This window comes from Cyanobacteria bacterium QS_8_64_29 (genome assembly GCA_003022125.1).
GTDB lineage: Bacteria > Cyanobacteriota > Cyanobacteriia > Cyanobacteriales > Rubidibacteraceae > QS-8-64-29.
In genome coordinates, this window is record PXQH01000038.1 from 1 (window position 1) to 22214 (window position 22214).

A 22214-nucleotide genomic window follows, 5' to 3' on the forward strand; every position below is an offset into this window, starting at 1 on the left:
CAGGAGCCGCCCAACTCCTTTGCTGCCGATTACGAGGGCTTTGGTAGCGAAGCGGCCATGGAAGAAGCCACTGCCCAAGCCGAGCTGCGCGAGTGACCGCTTGATACCAATTTGAGCAGTAGATGCACGTTTTTCAAAGAATGTAATTCCCATATTGAGGGAATTTCGGAGATCAGAATCTAGTGCACAAGCCACGAGAATTGGTATGACGGCTGGCGCGCGGGGCCGGCATGCGCTCGACCTAGTACAGCCCACGGTGCCTTATGGCCGAATCCACGCGAACGCTCTGTCCTTACTGCGGTGTTGGTTGCGGGTTGGAGGCCGTGCCACCGGCCCACTCCGGTAAAGCCACCCACCGCGATAGCGAAGGCACCCCCATCTGGAAAGTCAAAGGTGATCGCGCCCATCCCTCCAGCCAGGGCCAAGTGTGCGTTAAGGGGGCCACCGTCACCGAGTCGCTGCACAAAAACCGGCTCAAGCGCCCCATGATGCGGGACTCGCTAGACGAACCCTTTCGCCGCGTCAGCTGGGACGAGGCCCTGGGGCAGGTCACCGAGCGCATGCAAATGCTGTGCCAAACCCAGGGCCCGGATGCCATTTGTGCTTACGGCTCGGGGCAGTTCCACACTGAGGACTACTACCTGGCTCAAAAGCTGCTCAAGGGGTACTTGGGCACCAACAACTTTGATGCCAACTCCCGGTTGTGCATGTCCTCGGCCGTGGCGGGCTACGCGCAGAGCTTTGGCACCGACGGGCCGCCCTGCTGCTACGCGGATCTGGAAGCGACGGATTTGGCCTTTCTCATTGGCACCAATACCGCCGACTGCCACCCCATCGTTTTCAACCGCCTGCGCAAGCACCACAAGCGCAACCGCAACGTCAAGTTGGTCGTGGTGGACCCGCGTCAGACCAAAACGGCTCAGGCTGCTGACATCCACCTGGCCCTGGCGCCGGGCACCGACATTACGCTGCTCAACGGCATTGCCCACTTGTTGCTGCAGTGGGGCTATCTTGATGCCCCCTTCATCGATGAATGCGTGCAAGGGGTCCCCGAGCTGGCAGCAGTTGTCCGCCAGTACCCACCGGAATTCGTGGCGCGCCAGTGCGGCATCCGCGTCGACCAACTGGAGGCGGTCGCGCGCTGGTGGGGCGAGGCTGAGCGCGCGCTCTCGCTGTGGTCGATGGGTATGAACCAGTCCGCCGAGGGCACGGCCAAGGTGCGCTCGCTGATCAACCTGCACCTCATGACCGGCCAAATCGGCAAGCCCGGCGCCGGCCCCTTTTCGCTTACCGGGCAGCCCAACGCCATGGGCGGCCGCGAAGCCGGCGGGCTGGCCCACATTCTGCCGGGTTACCGCACGGTCAAAAATGCCGAGCATCGCGCCGAGCTAGAGCGGCTCTGGGGCGTACCCGAAGGACGCATCTCGCCCCAGCCTGGCCGCTCCGCCTGGGAGATCGTCACCGGCTTGGAGTGTGGGGAAGTGGGCCTGTTGTGGATCGCGGCGACCAACCCGGCCGTGAGCATGCCCGATCTGGCGCGGACCAAGGCAGCGCTGGCGCAGTCCCCGTTCACGGTCTATCAGGATGCCTACTACCCCACCGAAACGGCTGCTTATGCCCACGTGCTGCTGCCAGCCGCCCAGTGGAGCGAAAAGACCGGGACCATGACCAACTCCGAGCGCATGGTGACGCTCTGCCCGGCCTTTCGCGACCCGCCCGGCGAGGCCCGCCCTGATTGGGCCATCTTTGCCGAGGTGGGACGCCGCCTGGGCTTTGGCAATGCCTTTGCGTTCAACGATGCGGCCGAGGTGTATGCCGAGTTCGCGGCGCTGACCCGGAATCGCCCCTGCGACATGACGGGCCTGAACCACCAGCGGCTGCGCCAAGAGGGACCGCTGCAGTGGCCCTGTCCCGACAGCCAAGATCCCGAGCAAGCGCGATTGCCCACCAAGCGCCTCTATACGGACCTGCGCTTCAACACCAGCGACGGCCGGGCCCGCGCGATCGCGGTGCACTCGCGCGGGCTGGCTGAGCCCACCGACGATCGGTATCCGTTCGTGCTGACGGTGGGACGCCTCTACGGCCACTGGCACACCCAAACCCGCACCGGCCGCATCCCCAAAATTGCCAAGATGCACCCGCAGCCCTGGCTGGAGGTCCACCCGCGCGATGCCCAAAAGCTGGGGCTGGCCGACGGCGGCCGCGTCGAGGTGCGATCACGGCGCGGGCGGGCTTGGTTCCCGGCCATGCTGACGACCGTGATCGCGCCCGGCATGGTCTTTGCCCCCATGCATTGGGGCGCGCTCTGGGCCGATGGGGCCGAGGCCAACGCCATGACCCATCCCGAGCGCTGCCCCAGCTCCGGGCAGCCCGAACTCAAAGCCTGTGCCGTGCAGCTGCGCCCTGTTGCCGAGCAAGCGGCGCCAGCAACCGCTGCGGCTGCAACCGCTCCCAATCCCTAAGGCCGCGATCGCCCATGACCGAGTACTTCCAATTCGAAGCCGATTTTGTCGAGTCGCTGCGCTGCATCCCCATGCAGGTGCGCCTCAAGCTCGATACCTGCGGCGTCAAGCTCAAGCTGCACCACTGGCACCAGCTCAGCCACCAGCAGCGCCAGACCTTAACCGAGATGCCTTGCAACACCCAGGCTGAGATAGCGGCCTTCCGGCACTACCTGCAGGGCCTTGTCATTGCGCAGACCGGGGAAGCGGCCAAGGAATTTGCAATTGAGCCCCAACCGGCATGGCTGAATCCCCATGCCGTCCCAGCCGAGCTAAGCGATAAAGCCCGCGCCTGGGGCGTTGAACTAGAACCGCAGCAGTGGGCGCAACTCACGCCGCTGCAGCGCTTTGCCCTCATCAAGCTCGCTCGCCCCGGCCACGAAAGCAAAAATTTTCACCCGGCTCTAGTGGAATTTGGCCTATTGAGCGCTTAACAGGTGCTCGAATGACTGCAGCGTCCGTATTAATGATGGCGGCGAGCGGCACGCTCTGCTTTTTGCGAGCCTGAAATTCAGCTTGTGCTGTCCGGATTGGCTGTCTCGGCCTCATCCGAGCTATTTGATTGGGCTGGAGAACTCTCCGAGGCGTCTTGCTGCTGCGTTGAGGGCGGCTTGGGCTCAGGTTTGGGTGTGATCGCAGGATTGTCGGAGGAAGCCGAATCGCCCGATTGAGTGCCGCTCTGTGGAGAAGAACTCGCATCCGAGCTCGATTGAGACGGCGATTGAGCGCTCGAATCGGACAGCGCTGATGAAGAACTCGTTTCTGAATCAGGACTGGAATTCGATTCTGATTGAGCGGGCGCTTGGGACTCAGTTTGCGACTGCGGCTGGAAGTTGGAACGGGTGGAGGCCTCATCCGAGGATTGAGGCTGAGCGGATGGGTCCGACGCGTTTGAGGAGTCTGACGCGGAACCAGACGAGGGACTTAAATCGGAGGCTTGCGTCTCAGATGCCTCCGCTGGCTGGGACTCAGTAGCCGAGGTTTCGCCGGACTGGGATGCCGCTTCTTGGTCGGATTCGCTCTCTGATGGTGTTGACGTCTCGGTGTTGGACTCGGTTGAGGGGGATGCACTCGGCTCGGATCCAGACTGGGCGGCGCTGTCCTGAGTGGAGGACTGGCCGGACTGGGACTCGGACACAGCCGAAGCGGAATCTTGGCTGGCTCGATCCTTTGTCTGTGCCGAATCTTGCACGAACCGCACTTCCACAGTGTCCGTGCGATCGCCAGCCGGCTCTGCATACTGGCAATCTAGCGCGTACTGGCGGGCGCGGTAGTCGAGCGTGTCGTAGCCGGTCGATTCTATAACTGTAGCGCTGCCCACTTGGCCGCTTGCGGTGCCGCTAATGCGAACGGTCGCGCTAGTTTTGATGTCAAAACTAACGTTCATTTGCGGCGTTGGATTGCAATCCAAAACGCTCTCCGACTTTGCTTGGGAGTCTTGTGACCCACTAGAGCCGTTTTTCTGGTTGGAGGCTGCCGGAGCGCTTGCTTGTTGGGGAGGCTGGCTCGATTGAGAGGGCGATTCCTCGCCAGAGCTGTCCTTGTCAGCTGTTTGAGACGTCTCGCTTGCCGAGTCCTCATCGGCTGAGCTGGCGTTGGCTTGATTCCCTTGGGCTTGCTGGGACGACTGGTCGCCTTCAAGCCATTTCTTTTCCTTTTGCGCCAGCCACTGCTTGAACTCCGAGTTTTGGGGCTCTTCGCTAGCTGATGCATTGGCCGACTCAGATGGGGAGTCGGACTGGGACGATTCGGAGTTGCTGTCCTTGCCCGTCGCCGGCTTTTGGGGTTGCTGTTTGGCCAACGCGGCGCTTGGCCCAGATGGGGACTCGGCCTGGGGCGATTGGGGCTTGCTGTCTTTAGCTGTCTCTGGGGCAGCGGCCGACTGCTGAGGCTCAGCGCGATTGGGTCGATCTGATCGGGCGGGCGTCTCCGAACGCCGCTCCAGCCACTTGCGCTCTTTTTGTGCCAACCACTGTTTGAACTCCAAGCGGCTGAGTTGCGAGTCAGCCGAGGCGCTGTCTTGCTGGGATTGGGCGCCAGTGGATGCATCCGAGGCTGGGGACTCGCTCGAATCAGCATTTGGCGAGGATTGCGCCCGATCCGACGGGCTCAACCACTTTTGCTCTTTGCGCGCCAGCCACTGCTGAAAGTCCGACCGCTCCGACTGCGATGGCTCCGACTGGGCCTTCGCCGTTTGCTCGGCTGGTTGGCGATCACTTTGTTGGGAGTCGGTTGCATCGGCTTCGGCACTGTTGCTGCTCGAATCGGTGGCGTTGCGATCGCTCTGCGGCGCAGGAATAACGCCACTCTCCGGCTGCTGCTGTTGTTGGGGCGCCCCCTCTTGCTGGGCTTCTGGTTGCCTCTCCGCTTCCGAGCGTGCTTGCAGCCCTAGCCCATCCTGGGGCTGCACCTGCTCAGCAAGTCCCGACAGGGACTCCCGGACAGGATTGGTGACCTGCGGTGGCGGATCGGGAATGGAGCGGGGTTGGGGAAGAAACTGTCGCCGATCCCCTTCCGATTGCGACTTGGATGGTTGCGGAAACGGCTTCGACTGCGGTGGCTCCGCGCGCTCCGAGCCCGATTGAGGAGGGTTTTTGGGCTGCGGAAAGGGCGTCAGGGCAATGCCGCTGCGCGACCTTGGACTCGAGCCACTGCCTGGTACGCCGCTACTGCCTGGCTCGCCGCTGCCGCGAGGGGGCGGTGCAGGCAGCGGTGGGGGTTCGGAGGGAGCCTGGGAATTGGGAAGCGTGGGCACGGTCCGAGCTGTTTTTGTCCCGCCGTCACCAGTGGCAGTGGCGTTCCCGGACTCGATAAACAGCAGCTTAATGGGATCCTGCGAGGCAGCCCCCCAACCTTCCCAGAAATGAAGCCCAATGGGGAGCGCGATCGCGTGGAAGGCAACCGATCCTAGCAACGTACCGCGGATCAAGCGCCGGCGTGCTGCATGCTCCTGATTGCGCTGCGCGGCCGTGAAGCTCAAACGTGCCATCCAGATCCTGCTGCCATTGCTATACCAACCGTACTGCAGCCCCTCGTCCCACAGGCGTCAGCCCTCACGACTACGACGCAATTGCCGGGTTCCCAACTTTGCAGCTTGCTAGGCAACTGGCAATGCTGGGGCGCTTGCTTCGGCAGTCAGTGGGGGCGCCAGCCAACACCGCGGGTAATCTCAGTTTTACCACAGTAGCTTAGGCCCTTGGGGTCCACCTCGTGGCCGATACTGCCCGGGCCTTGCCGTTTGGGGATGCAGTTTTCTGGGAGGCTGAGCAAGCGGGTAACCGGATTCGAACCGGCGGCATCAAGCTTGGGAAGCTTGCGTTCTACCGCTGAACTATACCCGCAGGATGGACGCCAGCGGCGCTCCCCCTAGGAGTGTAACAGAGCTCTTGGATGGCTATGGGCGATGCTGGATTCGAACCAGCGACCCCTTCCGTGTGAAGGAAGTGCGCTACCGCTGCGCTAATCGCCCGAGCGGGATTGCCACGATAACGTAGCAGCCTGGCGCGCAAGCAACAAGCACGCTTACTCGCTTTGCGGGTATTGCGCCCACAGCTCGGTGGTCGAGCGCAAGCTGCAGTGGTTGCCGTTGCCCAGGATGAGGGGATCGGTTAGCGGCACGCCCAGGTACTGGCCGCCCTGCAACAAGCGCTCGGTCAGCTCGAGGTCAGCCTCGCTAGGCTCGACACTGCCAGTGGGGTGATTGTGGGCCACAATGGCCTGCGCCGCTCCCTGGCGCAGGATCTCGCGGAAGATCTCGCGCGGGTGGACTAGCGTTTCGGTGGCAGTCCCAACCGTGATGACCTGGATGCCCACTAAGCGATTGGTGACATCCAGCAGCAGCACGGCGAAGCGCTCTTGCGACTGCCACATTAGCTCGTGGCTCAGGGCCGCAGCGGCTGCCTCGGGGCTATCGATCGCCATGCGCTCGGTTGGCTGCATTTGGAAGGCGCGTTTGCCCAGCTCGAGTGCCGCCAGCAACGTTGTCGCTTTGGCAGGGCCAATCCCCGGAATACCCATGAGCTCGCGAGGTGTCAAATCGCGCATGGCTGCCAGTGGATCCTGCTGGTGCTGCCCCAGCACCTGCAGCAGGTACTGACCCAACCCCACTGCCGAGAGCTGGCCTGCCCCTTGACCGGTTCCCAGCAAGATGGCGAGCAGCTCGGCTGTCGCCAAATACCGAGCTCCTTGCGCCAGCAGCCGCTCCCGGGGGCGCTCGGTTGCTGGCAAATCGGCAATGCGGAGCCGATAGGTCATGGTCGGGCGCGCCAAGTGTCGCGTTTAGTTTTTGAGCGGGAACTGGCGCGCAATTTCGTCGGTCTTGGCCGCCATGATGAAGTCATTTTTGTGCAGATCGGAGATGGCGTGGGTCCACCACGAGACGGTCGTGCGGCCGTACTCGGTTAGCAGGGCCGGGTGATGGCCTTGTTGCTCGGCAGCCTCGCCTACGCGATTGGTAAAGTTGAGGGCCGTTTGAAAGTCCGGAAACTTAAAAACGCGCTCCAGATAGCGCTCGCCGCCCGAGTCGCGAATCTGCCAATCCGGAACTTGGGGCTTGAGCTCGGCGAGCTCTGCATCGCTGACAGCCGGCGCGTTGCCGGAACACGGTTCGCACCGCTGCGTCGTAAGCTCTGACATGGCGCGATCGCCCCCATTCGCTCGTCTCTGGGCCTCCATTCTACCGTTGCCCGCGCGCCTTATCCGGCAGCAGACGGCTTGCTGTCAAGGCGCATGCCCCCTTAATTTGCCTGGTTGAGAGTTTTGATAGGAGCGGCACGCCATGGCAGACGCTAAAAACGTTTTGGGTGAGTCCCTCGAGATTTGCTGCACTTCCCCCATGACCGGTTTTTATCGCGACGGCAAGTGCAACACTGGCGCCGGCGATATGGGCGTGCACGTGGTTTGCGCGCAAGTGACGGCTGAATTTTTGGAATTTTCCAAATCGCGCGGCAACGACCTCACTAAGGCCGTTCCGGGCTTTGAGTTTCCTGGCCTGCAGCCTGGCGATCGCTGGTGCCTGTGCGCCTCGCGCTGGCAAGAGGCTCTGGAGGCGGGAGTGGCGCCCCCGGTCATCCTGTCGGCAACCCACGCATCCGCCCTGGAGCACGTGTCGTGGGCGCAGCTCAAGCAGTACGCGCTCGATCCGGTTTGAGGGAGCTGCTGCTCGCGGCTCGCTGCAATGGCTGCTGTGACTGGATAATGGAGGATCGGTTAGCGTTATGACCCGCCCCAGAGCTGCCGCTGCTCGCTTCGTTCAGCGCGCGGGCCGATGGTGGCTGGCGGGCGGGCTGTTGTTGTTGCTCGTTGCGAGCTGGGGCGGCTACCGGCAGCTTGCCAGCCACCGACGGCCACCAGAAGCAGCGCTCGTGCTGGGCGGCGCTCAAGCGCGAGAACAGTTTGCCGTCCGCTTTGCCCGGCGCCACCCGCAATTGCCCGTCTGGATTTCTTCCGGATCGCCTGCGCCCTATACCAAGCGTCTCTTTGGGCGAGCAGGCGTTAGCCCGGAGCGCCTGCACCTTAACTACGAGGCGGTCGATACCGTTACTAACTTCACCACTTTGGCTGCCGATCTGCGCGCTCGCGGCATCGATAGCGTTTATTTAATTACCTCCGAGGCCCACATGCCCCGAGCGCTGGCTGTTGGTGAAATCGTCCTTGGCCGCTACGACATTGCCATTCGGCCGGTTCGCGTTCCGTCTTCCATGGCGCCCGAACCGGCCACCAAAACGGTCCGCGACGGCGCGCGCGCGCTGCTCTGGGTGTTTACGGGGCGCACGGGGGCTAGCTTGGCGATCCCGGATCGGCGCTAGGCATCCCGCTCTCGGATCAAGACGTAGGGCTGCACGATCAGCGCGTCGAAGGACTTTTGGGGCGTTGCATTCCAGTCGCTCAACTGCTGGGCCGAGGGTTTGCTGAGGCGCCCGTCCGCAATCCAGCGGCGGACAGTTGCCGTGTCGTCGTTGGCCACCGCCTCGCCTGCATCGAGCAAGTTCAGCCCGCGCGAGACCACGATTAGAGCATCGCGTTGGGCGTGCGGCGACAACCACGACCAAGCAGCTTGGTCCAACTGCGCGGCCAGCGTCTCGCGGTTGGCTGACATGGGAACTGGCGACACTCGCTTGCCCGCTCACCGTAGCAGGCTAGCGTCCGCGATCGTGGAGGGCTTCAACGGCCGCCGCGCAGGCGTCGGCGCTCGCTTGCAGCGCTTCGCGCTTGCTGGCCTGGGGCGGATCGAGCGGTTCCCCAATGCGCACTGTGACCGGCACGGGACGGGGCAGTTTTGCCCCTGGGGGCAGGATGCGCTCGGTCCCCCACAAGCTAACCGGCAGCAGGGGCGCTTGGGCTTTGTGCGCGATCGCGGCAGCGCCCAACTTGGCCTCGGGAATGCGCCCGTCCGGCGTGCGGTGCCCCGGCAAAAAGATGCCAGCCGCCCAGCCCTGCTGCAATGCCCCAACTGCCGCGCGGATGGCCGAGCGATCGGCAGCTGCGCGCTTGACCGGATAGGCGCCATAGAGCCGGATGCCCTGGCTCAGCAAGGGTACCTCAAACAGTTCGGCTTTGGCCATAAAGGCCACGGGGCGGCGGACGCAGCAAGACAGCAGCGGCGGATCGAAGTAGCTGGCATGGTTGCTGGCAACCACCACCGGTCCCGAACACGGCACGTTCTCGGCCCCGTAGACGCGCCCTCGGAAGTAGCACCGAAAGGTGGGGTTGACCGCCGACCACTTAAGGGCCCAGTAGAGTGCCAAGTTAACGGCCGGCTCGCGCGCTCGATTCACTGTCAATGGCTGGATGCAGGCCGAGTCCCAGTCTAACGATCGCCCTCCCAAACAGCGCGAGCAGTGCGCCACTGGGATGGGCTGCTACTGCTAGCGGCAACCGTCATGTCAATCGAACGCCTCGCGTTGCCGGTTGCGGCGGCTTTTTAGCACTGCGGCCAGCGCACTCGCTACCCTAGAGATAGTTGCCACTGCCCGCATTTGCATCCATGACGGAAGTCGCGCTCTACCGCGATCCCAGCGATCCGAGCAATATTGTTCTTGCCAGTCCTAATGGCATTGAGGGCAGCTGGCCCCAGGCCTCGTCCCAAGACTTCCGTCAGGCCGTTGCCAGCGATCCCGACCTGCTCAATGACGTTGAGGGCGACAAGGTTTTGCACTGCCAGGATGGGCGCTTTTGGCTCGCGATTGACTGGGAGCGCGAGCCGATCGTGTTCCAGCTGCGCGCGCTCGACTAGGCCGTCCGGCCGGATCTCCAGCGAGCTCGAGAGCCTACCGTGGTCCAACACCCCCAGGACAACCAGCCCATCTACAGCTACGTCGTTCCAGTGGAGCGCCTGACCGGTCGCGCCAGCGAAGAACTAATGGCGTTTGGCGCTTCGGCTCAAGGTGCCCGCAGCCAGGCCGAGCGAATGCTGGCTGACGATTACGGGTGCGACGCTGAGGGCATCCAGCAGCTGCTAGCGCAGGCCCGCGTCGAGTGCCTGACGCCGTGGTGCTCGCCCGATGGCGGCTAATCAGTCCGATTCGCCGCTCTCGCCCGGTCGGTAGATGGCGCCCAGCGAGCGATCGGCGTTGACCCGGACCACGGCCTCGACTAGGTTGGGATCGGCAGTTAGCGGTGCTACGAACAGCTCCGGGGGCAGCGATCGCCAAAAGTAATCCACGAATTGCGCCACCTCCGCATCGCTCATGCCGGCCTTACCGGCCTCGCGCGCCTGCCGCTCGGCTTGCTGGCGCCACTGCTTGCTAAAGCCGTAGTCGCTGGGCTCGAGCACCAGCAAGCGGTCCAAGTGCGCCCATAGCAGCAGGTAGTTGCTCAGGCGGCGGTTGACATCGCGGGCAAAGGCCCGATCGGCGTCGGTGGTTATGGGGGCAGGCGCATTGGCCAAGGCGTGATCGCGCACCGGGCGCGCCCCCAGAAACCACCCCTCGAATAGCACGAGGTCGGCAGCTGCGACCCGCTCGGGCGCCGTGCGATCCCCGACGCCGCCCCGAGCCGATTTGTCAAAGCGCGGCACCGAGAGCGGAAACCACCCCTGGCGCGCATCCGCCAGCACCTGCACGCCGGCTGCGACATCGTGGGTGCCAGGCGGTCCCCGCCACGCGTAGCGCGGGTCCTGCGCCTGCAGCTGCTGCCGCTGCTCGTAGGGGGCGTACAGGTCGTCCAGCGAGAGGCTGAGCGCCCGATACCCCAAGCGCGCCAGCACGCCGCTAACGGCGGCGGCCAAGGTGGTTTTGCCCGTCCCCTGCAGGCCCAGAATGCCCTGCATGATGGGCCGATGGGCGCGATCGCAGGCCGATGCCAGCTGCAGGGCCAGCGGCAGCCACAACTGCCACAGCAGCCAAAGCCCGCGATTGGGGGAGTCGATGCCCCACTGCGGCGCGCGCTGCAGGATCTCGGGGGCAAGCTGGCAAAAGTGCTGCACGCGCCGCTCGATGGGGGGCGGCGACGGTAGCGTCCGCTCGAGCGCGAGCAACCGTTGCTGCTGCGAGGTCGTCGGTGCCTCACCGTTGAGCCAGCGCCGCAGGATTGCGAGCGCGGCCTCGGGGGGAGCAGGCATTTAAGACCCCAGCTTGAATGCCTCGATGAATAGGCCGTAGGTCACCCCGATTTTGAGCGCGTTGAGGGTTTCGCTGCCCAGGCTCCGCCGGACGGCTCGCCCGCGCGGCCGCCGGCGGTAGATCCACCAGTTGGCGGTTTCAGTTAGCGCCAGCGCGATCGCCGCGACAATGACATCTAGATTGGAGCGCTGGCCGGTGGTTGTGGGAATGGCAGTCCCCAGAAACACACCCAACAGCAGCGCGATCACCAGCAGCGAGGTGCGGCGCCAAGGGTTGCTAAAAAACAGGCCCAGCTGCTGGCCGACCGAGTCGATCAGGTTGTTGAGCCGGGTGTCCTGCACGAGCGCAGCTGCCGCTTGCATTGCTTGCAATGCTACCATCGCCGCGCTCCTGAGCCCGAGTTGCGGAGGCGGTGGCGTTGGGCACGCGAATGTTGCGCTGGGCCGGTCCCCTACAGCAGGCTTGGCAGTCCTTCGAGCGCCACCCACGGGCAATGGCGGCCGCTTCGCTGGTGTGGGTGGTGGCTATTAGCGGCATCGCCTTTTTCTGGCGGCTGGGCAGTACGGGCCTCATTGACGAAACGGAACCGCGCTTTGCCGAGGCGGCCCGGCAAATGCTGGTCACCGGTGACTGGGTGACGCCTTCTTTCAACGGCGAGCCCCGCTTCGATAAGCCGCCCCTGCTCTACTGGCTGATGGCGCTGGCCTATGGGGCCTTTGGGACCCATGCCTGGGCTGCCCGCTTGCCCTCAGCCCTAAGCGCGCTCGCGGTCGTTGCCCTCAGTTGCTACACCCTGCAGCGCTACGGCTGGGCGCGCCCGGACGATGCTCGCACCTCGGGGCGCTCTCAGCGGCGCCAGCGCTGGTTTGCCGCCTGGATTGGGGCGGCGCTGGTGGCCCTCACCCCCGAAACGCTGGTATGGGCGCGCGTCGGGGTGGCCGACATGCTGCTGACGGCCGGCGTGGCGGGGAGCCTGCTGTGCTTTTTTATGGGCTACGCCAGCCAACCGGCGCGGCCGCAAGGAGCGCTCCCCAACCGCTGGTACTGGGCTTGCTACCTGCTGCTGGCCTGCGCCGTGCTAGCTAAAGGCCCCATCGGACTGGTCCTGCCCGGGTTGGCGATCGCAGCGTTTGCCCTCTATCTGGGCCAGCTGCGCGCCCTCTGGCACGAAATCCGGCCGCTTTGGGGGGGCCTCATCGTTTTGGGTCTAACGCTGCCCTGGTACGCGTTGGTAACGCTCCGCCACGGGAGCGACTACATCAGCGCTTTTTTGGGCTACCACAACATCGAGCGTTTCACCGGCGTTGTCAATCAGCACAGCGGTCCCTGGTATTACTACGTGCCCGTGGTGCTGTTAGGGTTTGCGCCGTTCTCGGTCTATCTGCCCCAGGCCATGGCACGCCTGCAGTTTTGGCAGCGGCGCGCCTGGCAGCGCCAGCCCCGGGCGGCGCAGCTGGGGTTATTCGCGCTGTTTTGGTTCGCCAGCACCTTTGCGTTTTTCTCGGCGGCGGCAACCAAGCGGCCCAGCTACATCCTGCCGCTAATACCGGCTGCTGCCGTTCTGGTGGCGCTGCTCTGGAGCGAGGCCATGGTGCGCGCGCCGCGCGCGCGCTCGTGGTGGGCCAGCGGCCTAGCCAACATGCTGCTGCTGCTCGCGGCAGCCGCGGCCCTGGCCTACAGCCCGCAGTTGCTGGGGTCCAACCCGGCCGCCCCCAACTTGGATCGGGCCTTGGCTAGCTCGGCCGTGCCCGAGCGCGGTGCTGCCGTCTTGGGACTGGCAGTCTTGGCCGTTCTGCTCCTGCTCGCGCGGCCGGCAGCGCGCCGTTGGGTGTGGGGGGCTAATGCCATCGGCATGGTGGCCTTTGTGGCGCTGGCGCTCATGCCGGCCTACGAGCTAGTCGACCGGCACCGGCAACAACCGCTGCGGGAGTTAGCTGCGATCGCGCGCCAAGCCCAGCAACCGCAAGAGCCGCTGCTGATGCTAGGCTTTGCCAAACCCAGCGTGGTGTTCTACTCGCAGCGCTCGGTGACCTTCGTTCCCCGGGCGAGCCGTGCCCCGATGGTTGCGAGCGACGCGCCCGCTGAGACCGCCCTAATCCTGGCCCGGCCCCCTCAACTCGAGACAGTAGCGGGCGACTGGACCTGGCAGCGCTGCCTGGGTAGCCGCGGTGCCTATCAGCTGATCCGGGTGGCAACGCCGACAGAGTAGCCCGCAGCGCGCTAGCACTCAGGCATGACCCTAGCAGCGGGCACGGGAGGACTCGAACCCCCGACACCCAGAACCGGAATCTGGTGCTCTATCCGCTGAGCTACGTGCCCTAGTTCCCCCAAGCCTAGCATCGAGTTGCGGATCGAGCGGGTGGGGTGGCCGAGTGCCCCTCAGTTGCTAAATTGGGATAGCCTCATCGCGCTGTACGGCAAGGGCATTGTCTTGCATCCGGCTAGCCAGCGCGATATATACAGATATTGGCGCGAGCGTTGCTGGCTGGGCATGAAACAACTGGGCACCCATCTGGTACTGGATGCGTGGCAGGCGCCCCAGGCGCTCCTCGACGACCCCGAAACCATTCGCAGGACGCTAACCGAGGCAACGGCCGCCGGCCATGCGACGCTGATTGACTTGCACGTGCATCAGTTCAGCCCGCACGGCGTTACGGCGACAGCGACACTAGCCGAATCGCACATTGCCATTCACACCTGGCCTGAGCACGGTTACTTTGCCGCCGATCTGTTTTTCTGCGGCCGCGGCGATCCCCGCCAGGCCCTGGCACTCTTGCAAACTAGCTTGCAAGCCCAGCGCGTGCAGGTACGCGAGATCGAGCGCGGTTTCCCTGCCCCTTGCGATCGCCCCAGCGAGGCGCAAGCGCCGGAGTCGGCGGTTGCCTGAGCGCAGCCAGCGGTCAGCGGGGCGCACTCGCAAAAGCCGCCGGGTTGAGCCAGCTCAGCAGCTCGCAGCGCAACTGCTTCAAGTCCCGATCCAAGCGCTGCTTCAACCACTGGCCCAGGGCATCGAGCGGCGAGAAGGCCTCGCCTGCATCCCAGTTGAGCTCCTGCGTTAGCGGTGTCAGGTGGTTGCCCGGTAGCTGCTGCCGGACGACCAGCTCGGGGAACTGCGCTTGCAGCATGGGGACCAGTTCCCGGCTTTGATCCAGGGTGTCGTTGTCAAACGCAACGAGCAGGTTGCGCCGGATGGCGTAATTTTGGGCGATGAGCTCGCGGGTTTGCTTGGGCGAGGGATCGAATTCCAGATCGAGCGCGCTGGTCCAGTTGAAGCGGTCGCCGAACGGCACCGCGCGGCGGACGGGAAAGTTGTTGTAGGCCAGCAGCATGTTGCCGGCGCGCTCGGGACCAAACAAGCTTCCGCCCAGCAGGTGGAGCTTGCAGCCGACGCTGTGCCCGAGGCCGTAGACGGGCAGGTAGCGCTGCCGGATGGCGCCGCTCGCCTGCAGCCGCTGCAAGACGCCCTCAAAGCGATTGAAGCTGTTGCGCGCGAGGGCCTTGTGGTCGAAGCCGCTGTCAAACGGCGTTGCAATTACGGCAAAGCCGGCCTGCGCTAGCTGCTCCAGCAACCAGCGGTAGGTCAGTTGCGGGGCGCTGCCAATGAAGGCACCGCCAATGAAGTGGATGATGCCGATGGGCGTTGGGGGCAGCAGCACCCACGTTCCCGACAGGTTTTGCCAATGCATGGGGCCAGCTTGCCGGACGCCTGTGTATGGTAACTCGGGCGGCTCCCGGCAAGGGCCACGCGATCGCGCCTACTCGGCGGAGACGGCTAGCTTGCGGTTGCGGCGGCCGCGGCGGGTCAGGCTGTTGAACAGCATTTGGCCGATGCCTTTGATCAGGTTGCCCTCGAGCTCCTGAAACAGCTTCATGTTGAGCCCAAAGGCGTCGTTGGCTTCATCGACGATGCGCTGGGCCCGATCGCCATCGATGGGGAGGCCGTTGAGCGCTTGGCGGTATTGGTACTTGAAGGCCTTCTCATCCGCGATGCGATCGAACTCGTAAAACGCCGTTCCTTCCCCCTCAGCCAGGTTCATGCCCTTTTGGGCCATTTTTTTCAGGATTTGGCCGCCGGAGAGATCCCCCAAGTAGCGCGTGTAGGAATGCGCGACTAGTAGCTCGGGCTCTTGCGCCGATACCTCGCGAATGCGCTGGACGTAGGCTTGGGCAGCTGGCGAGGGGGCAATGCGCTCGGCCCAGTCGGGACCGTAATAGAACGCCAAATCTTGCTCGAGGTTGGGCTTGCGGTTGAGCTCAGGGAAATAAATGGGGGAGACGATGGGGTGTTGGGCGTGCTTAGCCATTTCCTCTTCCATGGCCGAGTAGACGAAGTAAAGGTTGGCGATCAGCTTCCGATAGGATTCTTGCTCGACCGCGCCCTTTAAAAAGCACTTGACGAAACCGACATTTTCCGCCATGCTGTGGGACTTTTTGGTCCCTTCCCGCAGCATTGTTGCCAGTTCTACGCTCATGCTTGCATCCCCGTTGATTTGCTAGCGACGGCCGATGGGATACGACCCACAATCGAGACGGCTCAATAGAACAGCCTAAACGGCACGGCACGCAGCTGGGATTAAGAATTCTTGCAGCAGCAACAGCCAAAACGCCCATATGGCCCGCCATGCGGCTTTTGCAATAGGTACATCCGCCCCGCTCGCGATGAAAACGATCTTTAAATCAAACGGCGCAGTTGCCGCTAGCCGGCTTGCCGAGCAGCCAGCCGCTGGCCCGAGCGCAGGATCTGGTGGGCCAGCATGGCCGCCCCCAAGCCGTTATCGATATTGACAACGCCAATGCCCGCCGTGCAGGCATTGAGCATGGTCAGCAAGGGGGCAATCCCGCCCAGGCTCGCGCCGTAGCCAATGCTGGTGGGAACGGCAATGACGGGCGCATCGGCCGTGCCGGCGACCACGCTGGGGAGCGCGCCCTCCATGCCAGCGACGACAATGAGGACATCGGCGCGATCACTAATGCTGCGGTGGTGCCAAAAGCGGTGCGGCCCCGCAACCCCTACATCCCAGAGGCGCTCGACGCTGTAGCCGCTGCACTCGGCGACAATCGCGGCTTCTTCGGCCACTGGCCGATCGGCGGTGCCGGCCGTGATGACCCCCACCACGCCCGCGCGCGCCGGGATAGCCTCGCGCGAGCCCCAGATTCCCAAGTGGGCCGTTTCGTTGTAGTGGAGTTGCGGCAGGCGAGCTTGGAGCTCGGCCCCAACGCTCGGCTCGAGGCGCGTCGCGATCGCGAGCCCCTCGTTTTGGCCGATCCGCTCGAGCAGGCGCGCGATCTGCTCGGCAGATTTGTCGGCGCCCCAGACCACCTCCGGTACCCCAGTGCGGCTGGCGCGGTCCCAGTCGAGCTTGGCGAAGTCGCCCACAGCTTCAAACCCGCTCAAGCGCTCGATGCGAGCTTGGGCCTCCGCCGGTGCCAGCTCGCCTGCCGCAACGGCGCTCAGAATGCCTTGCAGGCTGTCACTCGGGGCCATGGGCACGCGGGCGGCCTCCAGGAATCCTGAGTTGAGTGTGCCAGAATAAACGGGGCGCGCGTCGGGCTCGAGCAGCCATGACCAAATACGTGTTTGTGACCGGTGGGGTCGTCTCAAGCATTGGCAAAGGGATCGTGGCAGCTAGCTTGGGCCGGCTGTTCAAATCGCGCGATCACTCGGTGTCGATCGTCAAGCTCGATCCCTACATCAACGTCGATCCCGGTACCATGAGCCCGTTCCAGCACGGCGAGGTCTTTGTCACCGAGGACGGCGCCGAAACGGATTTGGATCTGGGGCACTACGAGCGCTTTACGGACACGGCCATGTCCCGCCTCAACAGCGTCACCACGGGCTCGATCTATCAGGCCGTGCTCAACCGCGAGCGCCGCGGGGACTACCAGGGGGCCACGGTCCAGGTCATCCCGCACATCACCGACGAAATCAAAGAGCGCATCCATCGCGTCGCGCGCGATACCCACCCGGATGTGGTCATTACCGAGATTGGCGGGACAGTTGGGGACATCGAGTCGCTGCCTTATTTGGAAGCCATTCGGCAATTCCGCAAGGATGTCGGGCGCAGCAACGTGGCCTACATGCACGTCACGCTGCTGCCCTGGATTCCCTCAGCGGGCGAGATGAAAACCAAGCCCACCCAGCACTCGGTCAAGGAGCTGCGCTCCATTGGCATCCAACCGGACGTGCTGATCTGCCGCTGCGATCGCCCGCTAGAGCCCGCCATCAAAGACAAGCTCTCTGAGTTTTGCAACGTGCCGGTCGAGGCTGTCATTACCGCCCCCGACGCCCACAGCATTTACGAAGTGCCGCTGGTGCTGGAGCGCGAGGGGCTGGCCCGGCAGGCGCTGGAGCTGCTGCAGCTGCCGTGGCAGGAGCCGGGCTTGGGGCAGTGGCAGACGCTGGTGGATCGGCTCCACCAGCGCAGCGCGCAAATCGAGATTGCCATTGTGGGCAAGTACACGCAACTCAGCGATGCCTACCTCTCGCTGACCGAAGCGCTCTACCACGCCGGGGTGGCGCTCGATTGCAACATTCAGCTGCGCTGGGTTAGTGCCGAAGCCATCGAGTGCGATGGCGCAGCGGCCCACTTGCAGGGGGTTGCCGGCATTGTCGTACCGGGCGGGTTCGGGGCGCGCGGCATCGAAGGCAAAGTGGCGGCGGTGACCTATGCCCGCGAAGCCAGCATTCCGTTTTTGGGCTTGTGCTTGGGCTTGCATTGCGCCGCGATCGACTGGGCGCGCAACGTCGCTCAGCTAGGCAATGCCAACAGCGCCGAGTTCGATCCCCAAACGCCCCATCCGGTCATCAACTTGCTACCCGAGCAGCAGGATGTGGTTGACTTGGGCGGCACCATGCGTCTGGGCCTGTACCCATGCCGCCTGATGCCCGATAGCCTGGCGCGCTCGCTCTACCAGCAGGAGGTAGTTTACGAGCGCCATCGGCACCGCTACGAGTTCAACAATGCCTACCGCGACTGGTTCCTGCGAACCGGTTACGCCCTCGGTGGCACCTCGCCGGACGAGCGCTTGGTGGAGACGATCGAGCTACCGGGGCATCCCTTTTTTGTCGGGACGCAGTTCCATCCCGAGTTTCGCTCTCGCCTGGGGAGCCCCCATCCGCTGTTTTGGGGCTTGGTCAAAGCCGGATTGCAAGCGACGCCGGCTGCCCCGACACCCGAGGCGGCAGGCAGCCGCCGCGAGCAGGCAACGCCATCGTTGCAACTGCCGGCTGAAGTGTAGCGGCTGACGGCTGGTTTTGCGCTATCGCATGGGCCCATCCCGCCTTGTTGTTGCCCGCGATCGCCCCTTGATTCCGGGACGCCCGCGCCGGCGCAAGCGGGCGCGCTTTGCCCTAACGGCTGCGGTGGTGGCGTTGCTGGTGTGGGCTGGCAACGCTCTGGTAGCAGCAGACGGCTGGATTGGCTACTGGAACGCCTGGCGTCCGTTTTGGGCCAACAACACCATCGAAGCCCAGCCCCAGGGCGAGGCGCCAGTGCTGTCGCTTGCGCTGCAATCCCCCCGGGCTCGGCAGGAGCCGCTGCGTTCCCTCGCCGAGCGCGGCGATCGCTCGCTGGCGAGCGATCGCGCGCGCTACCTGCTGGCTGTGGATGCCATCGCGCGCGAAGACGGCGAGGCAGCCCTGCGCTGGCTGCGCGATCTGGAATGGGCTTATGGGGCAATGGCACCGCAGATCGCGCAGCAGCGGGCGCGCGCCTACGAACTGGCCGGGCGGCCGGCCGCCGCCCTGCAGGCCTGGCAAGCCCTGCTGGCCCACTACCCCTACGACCCGGTAGCGGCCGAGGCGCTCTACGCATTGCTGGGCAACGACTCGCCCTACCGCGATCGGCCCCTAGAGCAGCGCTTGCCCGATACGGCTTGGATCGAACGACTGGGACCGCGCAGCCGCTTTGCCGGCAGCCAGTCCCGCTACTGGCAGATTGCCCTCTCGCACTATCCCTCGCACCCCAAGGTGTTGCGTCTCATTGAGCAGCGCCTGCAAGCCAATCCCGAACGGCCGCAGCTGATGCTGGCCCTGGTGCGCCATAGCCGCGACGCTGACGGCATCATCGGCATTGTCGATAAGCTCGTCGAGCGCTACCGCAATGCCGAGCGCGACAACGGCGAGCCGGTCATCCAGGCCGCTGACTGGGAAGCCATCGCCCAGGTCTACTGGCAGGCGCGCGAGTACGGCAAGGCCAGCATTGCCTACGCCCGCGCGCCCGACACCCCCGAAAACGCCTATCAGGTTGCGCTCGCGCTAGAGTACGCCGGGCAACAGCAAGACGCCAAGCGCGCCTACCAGCGCCTAGTCCGCGAGTTCCCGCAAGCCGAGCAAAGCTTTGAGGCCCTGCTGCACCTAGCCGACTTTGCTAGCGACTTAGAAACCCTGCCCTATCTCAACCGCGCGATCGCCGATTTTCCCGAGCAGGCAGCCGAGGCCTTGCAGGCCAAAGCCCGAACGCTGGAGGGGCTCAACAACCAAAAAGCCGCCGCCCAAGCCCGCCAGCGCCTGCTGGATGAATACGGCGATACGGCCGTTGCCACCCAATACCGCACCCGCCAGATCCAGCAAAAAGCCAAAGCCGGCGAACTCGAGACGGCGCTGAACTGGGCCCGGGCCTTGATCGAGCAGAACCCCGGCAGCCGCTCCGTTCGCCAGAACGGCTTTTGGGCAGGCAAATGGGCGCTGCAGTTGGGGCGCGAGCAGCAAGCCCGCCAAACCTTTCGCGATATAATCGCGCACCATCCCCGCTCTTATTACGCTTGGCGCTCGGCCGTCATGCTGGATTGGGACGTGGGCGACTTTGACTCCATCGCCGATCGCGTGCCGGAACTGTCGCTGCCCCAGCGCCGGCCGCCGCTGCCGGCCGGAACGGCAGTCGTGGGCGAGCTCTATCGCTTAGCTCAGGACAGCCAAGCCTGGCAGCGCTGGCAGGGCGAGGTGCCCAATGCCACCGAGCTTGGGGTCGAGCGCCAATTCGCCCAGGGCTTGCTGCGCCTGGCTATCGGCGAGCGCCGCCAAGGCATCGCCGAAATTGAGGCCCTCTCGGAGCGGCAAGATCCCCAGGCGCGCGCCCAGTACCGCCAGTACCGACAGCAGCGCCGCTACTGGGAAGCGCTCTACCCCCCGCTGTATATGGAGGTTATCCAGGCCAGTGCCCAGCAGCAGCAACTCAACCCGCTGCTGGCCATCTCCATCATCCGCCAGGAATCGGGCTTTAAATCCGATGCCCGTTCCTCGGCCAACGCGGTGGGCCTAATGCAACTGCGCCCCGATACCGGCGATTGGGCGGCTCGCAACCTAGGCCTCGAATCGCACTCGCTGACCGATCCCCAGGACAATATCCGCATGGGGGTGTGGTTTTTGCGCTGGTTGCACCGCCGGCTTGACGGGAATTCGCTCCTGGCAATTGCCAGCTATAACGCCGGCCGCTCCAACGTCCAGGATTGGGTTGAGGAGCGTGGGGGCAGCATTGAGGATGCCGATCGCTTTGTCGAGGATATTCCCTTCCCCGAGACCCGAGACTACGTCAAGCAAGTGTTGGGCAACTACTGGAGCTACCGGCAGCTCTATCACCCCAGTACCCCCAACCGCCTGACGCAAGCCTCGGCCGCCAAGCGCTGATGGCACTGGCGGGCTGGGATGCCATCGTTTCCCTACGAGCCGCTTAGCCGCCTACGCCAGGCTGTTGCTGCCTCGGGCCTTTTGTGTACCAATACGCTTGTGTCCCCAAACTGCGGGGGCGCTAAATGCCGGAGCCGTTCAAAAACTCCTGAATTTCGCGGTCTTGCAGGCGGCAGCTGGGGGACTGTTGGGCGACTGCGTGGCCATTGCCGTCGGTTTCGGAAGAAACTGAGGACACCACCGATGCCGTCCAAGAATGCTCGCGCTGCAATTCTTGCAGTTGGGTTTCTAGGCTCTCGATGCGATCCACCAGCGCCCGGATGACGTGGGCTTCCGAGTCGGGCAGGTTGCCGTGCTCGAGCGGATTGACCCGCACTCCAGCGCGGTAAACGATCCGCCCCGGAACGCCCACGACCGTGCACTCAGCCGGCACGTCGCGCAGCACGACTGAGCCCGCTCCAATGCGGACGCGATCGCCGATTTGTAAGTTGCCCAAGACTTGGGCGTTGGCCCCAACGACCACATTCTCGCCCAGGGTGGGGTGGCGCTTGCCGCTTTCTTTGCCCGTACCGCCCAGGGTGACGCCCTGATAGATCAGCGCGTAGTCCCCGACGATCGCGGTCTCGCCGATGACTACGCCCATGCCGTGATCGATAAAGACGCCCGAGCCGATTTGGGCCCCCGGATGGATCTCGACCCCGGTCAGAAAGCGGGCTAGTTGCGACAGCAGGCGCGGGATCAGCGGCAGGCCGACGCTGTAGAGCCAGTGCGAGATGCGATGGAACAGAATGGCTTGCAGCCCGGGGTAGCAAAGCAGCACCTCGAGCCAGTTGCGCGCGGCCGGATCGCGTTCGAAAATAATGCCAAAGTCGCTTGCCAGTCTCGATAGCACGGCCAGGACGCTCCCCACTGCACCAGTTGCCGCTGGGATTCTATCCTATCGTTGTTGAGAGCCGGCAGCCGGCCAGAAACGGCGCTAGCTCGCCAGCCGCCATGCTCTTGGTTGCCCTGTTCGTTGCGGTCGCACTCGCCACCTTGGTGGGCGTGGAGTTGCTGGTCTATCTGCCGCTGGCGATCGCGGAGGGCTTGCAGTTAGCGGCTCGCTGGGGGGCGCTCATCGCGCTCGCACTGCTTGTGGCTTGGTGCTTTGGCGGCAGCGGCGATTGAGCCACCTTGGCGCGCTGCCTGGCACAATCAGGTTTAGGCTGTTCGAGCTGCCCTACCATGACCGACGCTACGCCCATCGATTACACCGATTGCCAATCCCTGAGCGAGGTGTGGCCGCGGGCGGCCGAACGCTTTGGCAGCACGCTCGCGCTTCGCATCCGCGAACTGACCCCGAGACGGCGATCAGCTATCAGGCGCTGTACCGGCAGATCTGGCAGTTTGCCGCCGGCTTGCAAGCTTACGGCGTGCAACCCCAAAGTAAGATTGCCCTGTTTGCCGAAAACAGCCCCCGCTGGCTGATTGCCGATCAAGGCATCCTAATGGCAGGCGCTGCCAACGTCGTGCGCTCGGCCCAAGCCC

The 22214-nt window shown here is 64.3% G+C and carries 21 protein-coding genes, 3 tRNA genes and 1 pseudogene; 11 read left to right on the top strand and 14 right to left on the bottom strand.

Going from position 1 to position 22214, the window contains the following annotated elements:
- The first annotated feature begins 263 nt into the window (after positions 1-263).
- Together BRC58_06365 and BRC58_06370 are read left to right on the top strand one after the other, a co-directional pair.
- Positions 264-2462, top strand: coding sequence for a nitrate reductase catalytic subunit (locus BRC58_06365; protein PSP17394.1), 2199 nt, complete (start codon positions 264-266; stop codon positions 2460-2462).
- Between the two features lie 14 nt (positions 2463-2476).
- The gene (locus BRC58_06370; protein PSP17395.1) at positions 2477-2935 is read left to right on the top strand and encodes a nitrate reductase associated protein; all 459 of its coding nucleotides are present in this window, start codon (positions 2477-2479) and stop codon (positions 2933-2935) included.
- A 77-nt stretch (positions 2936-3012) separates the two neighbouring features.
- Here the strand turns inward: BRC58_06370 and BRC58_06375 are convergent, their stop codons facing one another.
- From BRC58_06375 to BRC58_06395, 5 genes are all read right to left on the bottom strand, one after another.
- Positions 3013-5481: a hypothetical protein gene (locus tag BRC58_06375; protein PSP17396.1), complete on the bottom strand. Its 2469-nt coding sequence runs from the start codon at positions 5479-5481 to the stop codon at positions 3013-3015.
- A 289-nt stretch (positions 5482-5770) separates the two neighbouring features.
- Positions 5771-5842 (bottom strand) — tRNA-Gly (locus tag BRC58_06380).
- 56 nt (positions 5843-5898) lie between these two features.
- Positions 5899-5970 (bottom strand) — tRNA-Val (locus tag BRC58_06385).
- A gap of 53 nt (positions 5971-6023) precedes the next feature.
- Positions 6024-6755 carry a hypothetical protein gene (locus BRC58_06390; protein PSP17397.1) on the bottom strand — a complete coding sequence of 244 codons (732 nt, stop codon included), beginning with the start codon at positions 6753-6755 and terminating at the stop codon, positions 6024-6026.
- A gap of 24 nt (positions 6756-6779) precedes the next feature.
- Positions 6780-7136 carry a 4a-hydroxytetrahydrobiopterin dehydratase gene (locus BRC58_06395; GenBank protein ID PSP17398.1) on the bottom strand — a complete coding sequence of 119 codons (357 nt, stop codon included), beginning with the start codon at positions 7134-7136 and terminating at the stop codon, positions 6780-6782.
- Positions 7137-7278: 142 nt separating this feature from the next.
- Here BRC58_06395 and BRC58_06400 point away from each other — a divergent pair, with 142 nt between their 5' ends.
- A complete protein-coding gene (locus tag BRC58_06400) occupies positions 7279-7650 on the top strand; it encodes a DUF2237 domain-containing protein (GenBank protein PSP17399.1) in 372 nt (123 codons plus the stop codon).
- 67 nt (positions 7651-7717) lie between these two features.
- On the top strand, positions 7718-8308 hold the full coding sequence (locus BRC58_06405) for a hypothetical protein (protein PSP17400.1): 591 nt from the start codon (positions 7718-7720) through the stop codon (positions 8306-8308).
- On the opposite strand, the gene BRC58_06410 is transcribed toward BRC58_06405, so the two are convergent.
- Both BRC58_06410 and BRC58_06415 read right to left on the bottom strand, forming a co-directional pair.
- Complete coding sequence (locus tag BRC58_06410; protein ID PSP17401.1) at positions 8305-8598, bottom strand: DUF2288 domain-containing protein; 294 nt, start codon at positions 8596-8598, stop codon at positions 8305-8307. The two genes, BRC58_06405 and BRC58_06410, sit on opposite strands and share 4 nt — an antisense overlap.
- Positions 8599-8638: 40 nt before the next feature.
- Positions 8639-9277, bottom strand: a complete 639-nt coding sequence (locus tag BRC58_06415) for a 1-acyl-sn-glycerol-3-phosphate acyltransferase (GenBank protein PSP17402.1) — start codon at positions 9275-9277, stop codon at positions 8639-8641.
- A 209-nt stretch (positions 9278-9486) separates the two neighbouring features.
- Between BRC58_06415 and BRC58_06420 the strand changes: the two genes are divergently transcribed.
- Positions 9487-9735 carry a hypothetical protein gene (locus BRC58_06420; GenBank protein PSP17403.1) on the top strand — a complete coding sequence of 83 codons (249 nt, stop codon included), beginning with the start codon at positions 9487-9489 and terminating at the stop codon, positions 9733-9735.
- A gap of 39 nt (positions 9736-9774) precedes the next feature.
- Positions 9775-10014, top strand: a complete 240-nt coding sequence (locus tag BRC58_06425; protein PSP17404.1) for a hypothetical protein — start codon at positions 9775-9777, stop codon at positions 10012-10014.
- Here BRC58_06425 and BRC58_06430 read toward each other — a convergent pair whose 3' ends face one another.
- Both BRC58_06430 and BRC58_06435 read right to left on the bottom strand, forming a co-directional pair.
- Positions 10015-11061, bottom strand: coding sequence for a glycerate kinase (locus BRC58_06430; protein ID PSP17405.1), 1047 nt, complete (start codon positions 11059-11061; stop codon positions 10015-10017). It abuts the gene before it with no gap.
- Entirely contained in the window at positions 11062-11403 is a 342-nt protein-coding gene (locus BRC58_06435) for a hypothetical protein (protein PSP17413.1), read from the bottom strand. It lies immediately after the preceding gene.
- Positions 11404-11555: 152 nt separating this feature from the next.
- Between BRC58_06435 and BRC58_06440 the strand changes: the two genes are divergently transcribed.
- Positions 11556-13271: a glycosyltransferase gene (locus tag BRC58_06440; GenBank protein ID PSP17406.1), complete on the top strand. Its 1716-nt coding sequence runs from the start codon at positions 11556-11558 to the stop codon at positions 13269-13271.
- A 37-nt stretch (positions 13272-13308) separates the two neighbouring features.
- Here the strand turns inward: BRC58_06440 and BRC58_06445 are convergent.
- A tRNA-Arg gene (locus BRC58_06445) sits at positions 13309-13381 on the bottom strand.
- A gap of 172 nt (positions 13382-13553) precedes the next feature.
- Between BRC58_06445 and speD the strand changes: the two genes are divergently transcribed.
- Entirely contained in the window at positions 13554-13949 is a 396-nt protein-coding gene (speD, locus tag BRC58_06450) for an adenosylmethionine decarboxylase (GenBank protein PSP17407.1), read from the top strand.
- A gap of 13 nt (positions 13950-13962) precedes the next feature.
- Here speD and BRC58_06455 read toward each other — a convergent pair whose 3' ends face one another.
- The 3 genes from BRC58_06455 to BRC58_06465 all read right to left on the bottom strand — a co-directional run bounded on the left by BRC58_06455 (position 13963) and on the right by BRC58_06465 (position 16547).
- The gene (locus BRC58_06455) at positions 13963-14748 is read right to left on the bottom strand and encodes a hypothetical protein (protein ID PSP17408.1); all 786 of its coding nucleotides are present in this window, start codon (positions 14746-14748) and stop codon (positions 13963-13965) included.
- Positions 14749-14817: 69 nt separating this feature from the next.
- Positions 14818-15534 (bottom strand): heme oxygenase, encoded by a 717-nt coding sequence (locus BRC58_06460; GenBank protein ID PSP17409.1) that lies wholly within the window; start codon positions 15532-15534, stop codon positions 14818-14820.
- Between the two features lie 224 nt (positions 15535-15758).
- A complete protein-coding gene (locus BRC58_06465; protein PSP17410.1) occupies positions 15759-16547 on the bottom strand; it encodes a 1-(5-phosphoribosyl)-5-amino-4-imidazole-carboxylate carboxylase in 789 nt (262 codons plus the stop codon).
- A 77-nt stretch (positions 16548-16624) separates the two neighbouring features.
- Here BRC58_06465 and BRC58_06470 point away from each other — a divergent pair, with 77 nt between their 5' ends.
- Both BRC58_06470 and BRC58_06475 read left to right on the top strand, forming a co-directional pair.
- Positions 16625-18301: a CTP synthase gene (locus BRC58_06470; GenBank protein PSP17411.1), complete on the top strand. Its 1677-nt coding sequence runs from the start codon at positions 16625-16627 to the stop codon at positions 18299-18301.
- A gap of 28 nt (positions 18302-18329) precedes the next feature.
- The gene (locus BRC58_06475) at positions 18330-20687 is read left to right on the top strand and encodes a tail length tape measure protein (GenBank protein ID PSP17412.1); all 2358 of its coding nucleotides are present in this window, start codon (positions 18330-18332) and stop codon (positions 20685-20687) included.
- Positions 20688-20808: 121 nt separating this feature from the next.
- Here the strand turns inward: BRC58_06475 and cysE are convergent, their stop codons facing one another.
- Positions 20809-21579, bottom strand: a complete 771-nt coding sequence (cysE, locus tag BRC58_06480; GenBank protein PSP17414.1) for a serine O-acetyltransferase — start codon at positions 21577-21579, stop codon at positions 20809-20811.
- 332 nt (positions 21580-21911) lie between these two features.
- Here cysE and BRC58_06485 point away from each other — a divergent pair.
- Positions 21912-22214 (top strand): annotated as a pseudogene (locus tag BRC58_06485) (long-chain fatty acid--CoA ligase).